At 38.6% G+C, this 10,102-nt stretch carries 9 protein-coding genes; 8 read left to right on the plus strand and 1 reads right to left on the minus strand.

What is annotated here, in order from left to right:
• Positions 1–17 precede the first annotated feature (17 nt).
• Complete coding sequence (locus tag ABIL69_03935; protein MEO0123135.1) at positions 18–239, plus strand: HTH domain-containing protein; 222 nt, start codon at positions 18–20, stop codon at positions 237–239.
• 27 nt (positions 240–266) lie between these two features.
• Here the strand turns inward: ABIL69_03935 and ABIL69_03940 are convergent, their stop codons facing one another.
• On the minus strand, positions 267–2,666 hold the full coding sequence (locus ABIL69_03940; GenBank protein MEO0123136.1) for an ATP-binding protein: 2,400 nt from the start codon (positions 2,664–2,666) through the stop codon (positions 267–269).
• 206 nt (positions 2,667–2,872) lie between these two features.
• Here ABIL69_03940 and ABIL69_03945 point away from each other — a divergent pair, with 206 nt between their 5' ends.
• The 7 genes from ABIL69_03945 to ABIL69_03975 all read left to right on the plus strand — a co-directional run.
• Complete coding sequence (locus ABIL69_03945; protein ID MEO0123137.1) at positions 2,873–5,185, plus strand: M14 family zinc carboxypeptidase; 2,313 nt, start codon at positions 2,873–2,875, stop codon at positions 5,183–5,185.
• Between the two features lie 397 nt (positions 5,186–5,582).
• The gene (locus ABIL69_03950) at positions 5,583–6,896 is read left to right on the plus strand and encodes a hypothetical protein (protein ID MEO0123138.1); all 1,314 of its coding nucleotides are present in this window, start codon (positions 5,583–5,585) and stop codon (positions 6,894–6,896) included.
• Between the two features lie 247 nt (positions 6,897–7,143).
• Positions 7,144–7,716, plus strand: coding sequence for a hypothetical protein (locus ABIL69_03955; GenBank protein MEO0123139.1), 573 nt, complete (start codon positions 7,144–7,146; stop codon positions 7,714–7,716).
• A gap of 139 nt (positions 7,717–7,855) precedes the next feature.
• On the plus strand, positions 7,856–8,350 hold the full coding sequence (locus ABIL69_03960) for a hypothetical protein (GenBank protein MEO0123140.1): 495 nt from the start codon (positions 7,856–7,858) through the stop codon (positions 8,348–8,350).
• A gap of 27 nt (positions 8,351–8,377) precedes the next feature.
• Positions 8,378–8,941 (plus strand): RNA polymerase sigma factor, encoded by a 564-nt coding sequence (locus ABIL69_03965; protein MEO0123141.1) that lies wholly within the window; start codon positions 8,378–8,380, stop codon positions 8,939–8,941.
• Positions 8,925–9,713 (plus strand): DUF5667 domain-containing protein, encoded by a 789-nt coding sequence (locus ABIL69_03970; protein ID MEO0123142.1) that lies wholly within the window; start codon positions 8,925–8,927, stop codon positions 9,711–9,713. Before ABIL69_03965 ends, ABIL69_03970 begins: the two co-directional genes overlap by 17 nt.
• 169 nt (positions 9,714–9,882) lie before the next feature.
• Positions 9,883–10,102: hypothetical protein (locus tag ABIL69_03975; GenBank protein ID MEO0123143.1), on the plus strand; the 220-nt coding region annotated here is incomplete at its 3' end.

The raw sequence follows: 10,102 nt of genomic DNA on the forward strand, positions 1-10,102 counted from the left end.
ATTAAAGGGAGGAAATCATGAAGAAAATAAAAAAGAAGAGAGTTACAATAAAGATGATGATGGTTGATATTCTAAAGAGGAGCAAAACACCATTACATTATCGTGAGATTACAAAGAGGTTGATTGCTCGTGGCTATAAGTTCCACAGAAAAGAGCCCGAGCGTTCGGTCTATATAACGATTAAGCGTAATCCCAAGCTCTTCAAAAAGGTAAAACCCGCTACTTTCAAACTTAAATAAAAGAAGAGGGGGCGTTTGCCCCCTCTTCTATTTTCTATTTCTTTTTTCTTCTCTCTTTTCTTCACCTTTCATTTTTTCAGCATATTCTTTCAATCTTTTTTCCACAAGGTAATTTATTGTATTTTTTTCAAAACCTGTTTTTGTTTTTTTACCTGCTTTCAGTCCGGTGAGGATCTCAATCCCTTCATCAATATTTTTGATCGCATAAATATGGAATTTTTTTCTTTTCACTGCGTCAACAATTTCCTGTTTTAACATTAAATCATTGACATTTGCCTTGGGGATGATTACACCTTGCTTCCCGGTGAACCCTTTTGCTTTACAGACTTCATAGAATCCTTCAATCTTTTCATTAACACCGCCTATGGGTTGAATTTCTCCATTCTGATTCACGGAACCGGTGACCGCAATTCCCTGCTCTATTGGCACATTGGAAAGAGCTGAGAGAATTGCATATATTTCTGCGCTTGATGCTGAATCTCCATCTATTTCGCTATACGATTGTTCAAAACCCAATGTTGCATCCATAGAGAGTGGTCTATCCTGTGCATATCTTGAACGTAGAAATCCCGAGATAATCAGGACACCTTTATTAAATGTTCTCCCCGCAAGATTGGCTTCTCTCTCAATATTTATTATACCTGCTCTACCAACCGAAGTTTTGGCAGTGATCTTTGTTGGTCTTCCAAATGTATAATCCCCTAATTGATAAACTGAAAGGCCATTTACCTGTCCAACTGCCTTGCCTTTGGTTTGTATCATTAGTATATCTTTTTTAATTAACTCTTGAATCTTTTCTTCATACATATTAACTCTTTTTCGCCAGCCTTCAATTGCCTTTTCTACATCTTCAGCGTCAACTATCGTATTCTTCTTCTGTCTTGCCCAGTAATCAGATTCTCTAATGATATCTGCGATTAAATGGAACCTTGTAGTTATTTTATCTTTTCTTCCAGCAAGCCTCACACCGTATTCTATGATTTCTGCAATTGCTTCTTTTGTAAATGGTAGTAGATTTTCGGTCTGACAGATTGATTTTATAAATGAGGCATAATTATTTATATTTCTTACATCCCGTTCCATTTCTATATCAAAATCTGCCTTCACCTTAAATATCTTTTTGAAATCTTCATCACCATAATATAATAGGTAATATAACCATTCGTTTCCAATCATTACGACTTTTACATCAACACTTATGGGCTCTGGTTTCAATGCTGATGTGGAAAAAATGTAGAATGGGTCAAAAACCTGTATGTCTACAACACCATTACGCAATGCACGTTTTAAGGTCTGCCATACACCAGGTTCAACGAGAGCATCAAAGGCATTTATTACAAGATATCCACCATTGGCGCGAAGGAACGAGCCCGCCTTTATATTAAGAAAATCACTGGTCAGTACACCGGGTGAAGGTGAATATCTTTCAATTGTGCCAAACAAATTTTTAAAATTGGGTGCGGTTTCAAAAATAATCGGGATATTTTTTGTTTCTGAATTATCAACCAGAAGATTTACATCAAATAATCTGAATTCATCGGGTCGTGTTTCTTTTTTTAAAAATCTCTCAATATTTGTAAGAATTTCAGCAAGAACTTCGTCAAGATATTCATTAATATCTTTATTATCAAATCTTTTTCTTATTTCGTCAATTAAGTGGCTTACCATTGGTTTTACACTCCATTCATTCAATTTCGCAATCTCATCGTTTAATTTATCCTGGTTCTCTTTTGTTTTTGCATAAATTGTGCTCATCTCTTTTTCCAGTTCTTGTAAATCCTGTTTAATTTTCTCTAATTTGTCCGATGTCAGTTTGCCTTCCTTTATCAATTCATCCAATTCTTCAAAATTTCTTGGTTTGTCTTCTATGATTGGTAAAATTGCAGGTCGCACAAATGGTCCCATTTGTACCTGAACGAGTTTGAACCCCTTTTCTTCGACCCTTTTTTCAAATTCGTTTATCATTTTTTGCTGTTCTAACTCAAATTTACTTACAATCCTTTCTCTTCTTTTTTGATATTCTTCACTTGCAAATACCTGTGGAATATTAGTTTTCAATTGATAAATCAATCGTGTCATATCATCTTTGAACTGTTTACCCTTGCCGGCATCAAGGACAATGAGTTTTGGCAAATCAGGATTTTTGAAATTATTAACATATAATAAATCCTTGAGTTTATCTTTTTTCGTTTTTAGTTCTTCAAGCAGTTTTGTTATTGCAGTGGTTCTGCCAGTTCCTACTGGTCCTGTGATAAAAATATTATAACCGGGATATTTAACATTCAACCCCAGTTTTATTGCTTCAATTGCCCTTGGCTGTCCGATTATCCCTTCGCAAAGGGATAGATCTTCGGTTGATTTAAATTTTAAAAGTTCTGGTGTACATTGCCATCTTAGTTGTTCAGCCTTCAATTCAAATTTCTTCATTGTGGTCCTCCTTCAGATTAGAATAAATATTAATGTGTATTTTATTTTTAGCAACAAAATAGCACCGCCAATGATTTGTTGCGATAATAAATACCATGCGGTAATTATACCCAATTATATAATGTGTGTCAATGTAATTTGATATAAAAAACAATCCTTGATTTTTTTAGTTTTATCATTATAATTTACTTTGAAAAGGGGGTATTATGAAGCGTTTTGCGGCTGTTTTTTTAATGGTTGTATGTATTCTATCTGCCCAGACAATGGTTGTGCGTGTGTATGGCAGGTGGGATGACCTTGCTCGTATATCGCCGAAATACAACCTTGATATTGCTACGGGCAGGGCAAATGTGTGGTATGATATTGTGGCTGACCGTAATACAATGGATAAAATTGTTGCTTCAGGACTGGCGTATGAAGTTCAAGTTTACAGTTTAGAGTTAGAGAAAGAGAAGGTGAGGGGTCAGTATTATTCTTATGATCAGTATGTTCAGATGATGAGAACGATGGCGCAGACTTATCCGTCAATCTGTAAGTTTGATTCACTGCCGATAAGGACATATCAGGGTCGCTGGATATATGGGGTGAAGATTTCGGATAATCCTAATTATGAAGATCCTACCGAGCCAGGGTTTTTGATTGATGGTTGTCATCATGCCCGTGAGTGGGCGACTCCTTATGTGGTTTACAAGTTTTGTGATTCAATAACGAAGGTTTATGCGACGAATAATGAGATAAAGCAGATTGTTGATAATATAGAGATATATGCGTTTCCGGTGATAAATGTTGATGGGTATGTATATGATTATCCATCTCAGTTATCCTGGCGTAAGAATCGTGAGCCATTTGGCGGTGCCACAGGTACAGACCCGAATAGAAACTATGGGGGCTGTTGTGATGATATCGCTGGTGATTGGGGTGCAGTTGATGAGGGACAGGCGACCCACTATCCATCACAGGAAACATTCTGTGGAGCGTATGCCTATTCAGGTGATGAAGTTAGGGCGTTGATTACATATGCACGCACAAAAATAATAAATGCATATATGTCGTATCACAGTTACAGTGAGTTACTGATGTGGGGTTGGGGCTGGACTACTAATGATATCCCCGATGGCACTGTCTGTGCAAGATTTGGAAATCGCATGGCTGGAATGGTAAATAAATTGAGTGGCGGCACATATACTCCGGGTCAGATTCCTGAAATTCTATATGCGGTGAGTGGGAGTAGCATTGATTGGTTGTACTCCTGGTGCCACTGGATTGGCGGGATTGCTAATCTTTCATATACAACCGAGATAGGTACCGCATTTTATCAAAGCACTTCGCAGCTTGACCCTATCTTCTATGAAAATTTCAAGGCGCTGAAATACCTTGCCCAGTTGTGCCGGGATTCAATTCCACCGTTACTTGAAGGTAAGGTGGCACCACCGCAGATTTATCCTATTGGAAATGTAGGACAGAATTTCACTGTCAGGTGGCATCCAGTGAATCCAACCGAAAACCATCCCACCCAATGGGAACTTGTTGAACTTTCTAATCCGAGTATCAAGACCGATAGTCTTGAATCAGGTTCAGGAAGATGGGTATTGCAGGGATTCAGCTTATCAACTGCCCAGCATCATTCAGGTTCTTATAGTTTATTCTCAGGTAATACCAATAATATGAATAGTGCGGCACGGACATTACATCCTTATCTTGTTCAGTCCGGAGACTCCTTGACCTTCTGGTGTTATTATAACTTGGAGAATAATTATGATGTGGCGGTGGTTGAGGTATCGGAGAATACGAAGGAGTGGTTCAATCTTGATACGATGCGTTTTACCGGTACGCAGACTTCCTGGGTGCGCAAGGCTTATTCATTGGCGAACTGGGTTGGTAAGTCGGTTTATTTCAGATTCCGTTCTATGACCGATGGGTATACGCTCAATGGTGGTTTTTATGTTGATGATATTCGGCCGGTTTGTTTGTTTAATAATGTCAATGTGATTGCGAATAACATAACGGATACGACCTATACCTTTACGAATCATGCGGTGGGTGAGTATTATTATTATGTGCGTGGTTATAATGCGGCGTGGGGCTGGGGTGAGTATTCCTGTTTGGCGAAGGCGAATGTTGGAGTGGGGATTAGTGAGGATGAGCAGATTTCTTCACCGACTTCAATAGCGTTTAATGTTAATCCTAATCCATTCCAGAATCACTGCGTTATTAAATTTCAAATCCCAAGCACCAAATCCCAAACAAATTCCAAATCCCAGAATCCAAACGGGAATGTAGGGCAAGGCTTTCTTCAAGAACCGATGGTTCTTTCAGAACCAGAGGTTAGCCTTGCGATATACGATGTAACCGGTAGAATGGTTAAAGATTTTTCTCGGTTAACGGTAAACGGTGAACGGTCAACGGTGGTGTGGGATGGTTCTGATGATTTGGGTCGCCGTGTTCCTGCGGGAGTTTATTTTGTGCGTTTAGAGGCTGGAGATTATAAGCAGATTGAGAAGGTGGTGTTGTTGAGATAGAGACGAAAAGTGAGTGGATAATGTATCGGAGTCTCGGTGGAATGTAGCAACGAGGGATGGAGTGCATTAGCTGCTAATGCGTTGTTGCTTAATTATTGGATTTTTAGTATTGTTTGGGACCAGGTGCTTTGGATTTGATTAACAATACGGGGGGGTGAAACTATAAAACGAAAAATGGATTAAATACTGCCATTTTTAATTACCTTAACCATAAGGAATGATACATCTTTTTCTTTCAATTTCAAGAAAAATTTCCACACTTTTAAGTATATCACCCGTTTGCAAATTACCCTTGATAAAAATTCAAACATCGTTATAATATATTAGGGTAAAATATAAAGGATGGATTATCACTCATGTAAATCCAGTTTCTCTCATCTTTGTTTTAATAGTGCGCATGCTTTCTTCTAATCCGGTTGTTGCTTATTATGTGGAAACGACCGGGGGCACGAACAACGAGAGTGCTGTTGCACTTGCTCCTACAATGTTTAACGATCAAATCGTCGTCGGCTGGACAAAAAGTTATGGAGCAGAGAGCACGGATGTATTTATTTCTAAGTATGATGTCTTAGGAAACCATTTGTTAACAAAGGTATTCAGAATTTCCCAGAATGATTATCCCTGTTCCATGATTATTACCTCGGATGGAAAGATTCTTATCGTCGGATATTCAAAGAGTTTTACCTGGTTGGATTTATTCATATCAAAGTTTGATGCAAATCTGAATCATGAGTGGACACGGCTATTTTATCATAACAGATCCGAGATAGGCTTTTCGGTAGTTGAAGTCCCCAATGGCAATTATATTATTGCCGGCCTCACCTACACCGGAGGATTTCCGGATCTATTACTTACGGCATTTGATGCCAATGGGGATCTACAATGGCAAACCGCCATGGCAAATGAATATTGCTCACAAGCCAATAGTGCAACCAAAACCCATGATAGTGCAGTAGTCGTAACCGGATTTTATGCTCCAAATTCATCTACCCGTATACCATTGATTTCAAAATTCAGAAACGATGGTGTTCATCTCTGGGCGAAATTAATGACATTGCCTTACCCGGCTTATGGCACAGCAATTACGGAAACCGGAGACAGAAATCTTGCGATTGCGGGCGTTATGTTCAGACCGTCATCAAACACCTGGGATCTTTTTGTGGCAAAATTTGATAGTCTGGGGAATAATTTATGGACGAGATGGATCGTTGATAGCAGGATAGATACCGCAGGCATACCGGTTTCAATCTGTAATGTGTCCGCTAACCGATTGATGGTTACTGGCACAACCTCAAGATGGGGGATAAATAAAGATATCCTCATAAGCATGTTTGATGGCGGTGGCGGTCATATCTATTCCCGGGTTTTTGGTAGCGATAGTTTGGATAAAGTTTCAAATATATATTCAAGAGGCGAGGGGTATCTTATTGTTGGTAGCACAAAAGGCTGGGATGCAATTTCGCAGGACATCTTAATGGCAACTTTCTACTCAGATGGCCATACCTGCACTGCTGTTGATACTATCTATCCCCAGGTAAATAATCTGTTTCCCACTATGGATACACTATCACCACAGCTGTATAATCCATCACAGACTGCACAGTCCTGGACACCGAACATCTTTAATGCAAACCCTGTTTCCTCCTTTGTTTGCTGGGAAGCTTCGGGCACAGTAAAAGAAAAACAACCCGCAAGGAAACAAAATAAATGAACTCCCAGCAGGGGTCTATTTTTTGAGAGTAAAATCGGCAGATAGAATAGATATAAGAAAGATCATAAAGATGAAATAGCCTGGGTAAAAATGTAACCAGAGATGATGGTATCTTGAAAAGACAGATTAAACTTCAACATCGTTATTTTTATAAACATGTCAAAACCAAAGGGTTTAAAGAAATTATTAGAGGGTGAGGGGACTCCCCCAATCATTGACAAAATCATCCGTAATTGTATAATTGTCCGTGTTTACCGGTCCGGTATGGCTTATGCAGCCAATTCCATATTTTGGAGAGAGACTTGAAGGAGAATGGATATATGAGCCGAAGATTGACGGCTGGAGGATGGAGGTGCTTATCTACGATAATAAAAAAATTGAGTTCTGGGGAAGGAGACTGGAAAAAAAACCAAACTGGACTGAAGACCTTGATTATCTAATTGCATATTTAAAAGATTTACCATCAGGGACGATCCTTGATACCGAGTTATATTCAACCGGAGGCAGAAGGTTCATTCCCAGTCTATTTGCAAAAAGAAGGAAAAAAGAGCCGATTATCTATGTCTTTGATATAATCTATAAAGATGGTGAATTCCTTGGTGATTTACCATTGAAAAAGCGAAAGGAAATTCTGCAGAGATTGAAATTTATAAAGCCGTTCCAATTGATTGAATACAAGAGATTGAATGATATAAAAGAGGATTTTCAAAAGGCAGTGGCAAAGGGTGCAGAAGGGATTATCATAAAAAATCTTGACTCACCATACTGGGTTGGTAAAGATGGACCTATCGCTACTCATCACTGGCGGAAGATTAAGTAAAGATGATTAATGTGCTGGGGTTGGGATGCGGGATAGAATTAGTCAAAAACCAGCCTCTTAACCCCAACCAATTGACTATATTTATCTTTAGGTATTTAGGCATTTTAGGCATTTAGGTATTTATAATTGAGGAGGTCTTATGGCAGTAGGAAGATTCCAGGTGATGGCAACCTTACAGGCGGCCCGCGCCTTTGTCCTGGGCTTGCCGATTGAATCCGCAAAATCCTTTGGTCTGAATCGGGCAATATTTTATGCCGCGGCAAAGAAAGGATTTAAGGGTGCACCAAAAGGCGCGCCAAAAGAGTTTAAGATAAAACAGGCAACGGTTCAAGCAAAAGAGGCTGAAAAACTCAAAAAGAGTTTTAAGATCTATAATCTCGGTGATGAGATTGCCTATAGTGTGGAAGTCAATGGCAGACAGTATTTTATCATCGGCAATGAAGTTCAGACCAAAGAGGATTTTGCCCGACAGATTGAATCAAGGTTCGGTGAAAAATTCAAAGATGCCCGGGAAGAGGCGATAAGAATCTGTAAGCAATACGACAAGGGGGTTCTTTTATCCCAGCGCTATTTCTATGAAACAGTTTATAAGCCAAGGCGCGACGAACTGGGAAAGAAGTGGAGTGAACTGTAGGTTTGGGTAATTGAGGGGCATTACTTAATGGAAAAATCTCCGTCTCTATATAATGATGAAACAATCCTTGAGAATCTTAGGAAGGCAAAGAACGGCGATGAACTGGCACTTGAAGAATTGTGCCGCGAAGTCTATAAGTGGATATATAAATATCTGTATTACCGTGTCAAGAATGAGGCAGATTGCGAAGAATTGGCGAGCGAGGTGGTTATAAAAATGGTAAGGGCACTTAAACAACAGAGAGGCAATTTCTTTGCCTGGGTTTATAAGATTGCCGCAAATGCATTGATTGACTATTATCGGAAAGGTAAATACAAATTAGAGACGAGTTATGAGGAATTGCCCCATGAGTTGCCTGCTGATAATAATCCAAAGGAAATTTTAAGGATTGATAAGTTAAAAGAGGCAATTGCACATCTTTCAAAAGAGCAAGCTCAGGTCATCACATTGAAATTTATTCAGGAATATGACAACGATGAGATTGCTCAGATTATGGGCAAATCTACGGGTGCAATCAAGGTCCTGCAATATCGCGCATTAAAATCATTAAGGGAATATTTCAGGAAAAAGGGATATGAAATTAAAGATTGAAGAGATTTTAGACCAATTGCTAAAAGAGATGGCAAAAGGTAGGGATGTTAATGAGAAGATAAAAGAATACCCTGAATATGAAGATGAATTAAGGGAGTTATTACAAATAGCAGAGGAATTTAAAGAATTACCCAGGGTTGAACCTGGTGAGAGAGCAATTGCACGGACAGTCTCAGAGGCGAGAGAGATTTTTTATAAGCGTGAGAAACTCCCTCTTCTCAATAGATTTTTTGTGCTACAGCCTGCTTTAAGTAGGGTATTTGCAGTAATTATTATTGCAATTCTTATTTTTGGTTCCGGACTACTATTTAGTTCTCGCAGTATGCCTGGCGATGTATTATATCCTTTCAAGAGAATCTCTGAAAAAATTCAATATTCACTTACTTTCACTCCAGAGGGAAAGACTGTCCTCCATATTAAATTTGCTGACCGGCGTAAAGAAGAATTAGTTTATTCCTTCAATAAAAACAGAAAGGTGGATGAAACAATACTCATTACAATGCTCGGTGAAACAGAAAATGCCTATAATCTCTCACAATCGCTCAACGAAGATAGAACATTAACTATGCTAAAAAGAATTGCCGAAGTAAATGAGGCACAGATGGAGATCCTAAAAAATATAAAACCGAACGCCTGCACCTGTGATACTGTTTTAATAAATCAGGCACTTGAAAAATGTAATCAAAGGTGTAGATGTCTTGAGGAGCGACTAAATTCTAAAAATATAAAATCACCCTGTCCATATTGTGGCGATTCCTGCACCTGCTGGTGACAATTTTATAAATGTAGCGTCCGATTTAACCGGACGAATAACAAGGTAATTACAACCTTCAGGATGCGTAAATGTTCATTGTTAAGATAGGACTACAATTTTGGCAGGCAAATACAATTCACTGCAAGATGTTCGTAACTTTCTGTTTGTGATTTCGTCATAAATAATGATGGCAAAAATAATGGTAATATTCTTTATTCCCGCAACTTTCTTGGTTCTTTTGGGTGAATCACTTGATTTAAATGACCTTATTGATTCGGCATTGGTCTATAATTTAGAGATTAAGGCTGCCCAAGCCCGTTATGAATCATCTACCCAGAATAGTCCATTCAAAACTTTAATGGACCCGATGTTTGGTATTGAATTTTCTAATGATATGCGGATGTATT

The organism is candidate division WOR-3 bacterium (assembly GCA_039802005.1).
Classification (GTDB): domain Bacteria; phylum Hydrothermota; class Tepidihabitantia; order SM23-42; family JAOAFX01; genus JAOAFX01.

Excerpts from the sequence above, each read along its gene's own strand:
- ABIL69_03950 (MEO0123138.1), top strand. The coding sequence starts at position 5,583 with ATGCTTTCTTCTAATCCGGTTGTTGCTTATTATGTGGAAACGACCGGG.
- ABIL69_03970 (MEO0123142.1), top strand. The coding sequence starts at position 8,925 with ATGAAATTAAAGATTGAAGAGATTTTAGACCAATTGCTAAAAGAGATG.
- ABIL69_03940 (MEO0123136.1), bottom strand. The coding sequence starts at position 2,666 with ATGAAGAAATTTGAATTGAAGGCTGAACAACTAAGATGGCAATGTACA.
- ABIL69_03935 (MEO0123135.1), top strand. The coding sequence starts at position 18 with ATGAAGAAAATAAAAAAGAAGAGAGTTACAATAAAGATGATGATGGTT.
- ABIL69_03960 (MEO0123140.1), top strand. The coding sequence starts at position 7,856 with ATGGCAGTAGGAAGATTCCAGGTGATGGCAACCTTACAGGCGGCCCGC.
- ABIL69_03945 (MEO0123137.1), top strand. The coding sequence starts at position 2,873 with ATGAAGCGTTTTGCGGCTGTTTTTTTAATGGTTGTATGTATTCTATCT.
- ABIL69_03965 (MEO0123141.1), top strand. The coding sequence starts at position 8,378 with ATGGAAAAATCTCCGTCTCTATATAATGATGAAACAATCCTTGAGAAT.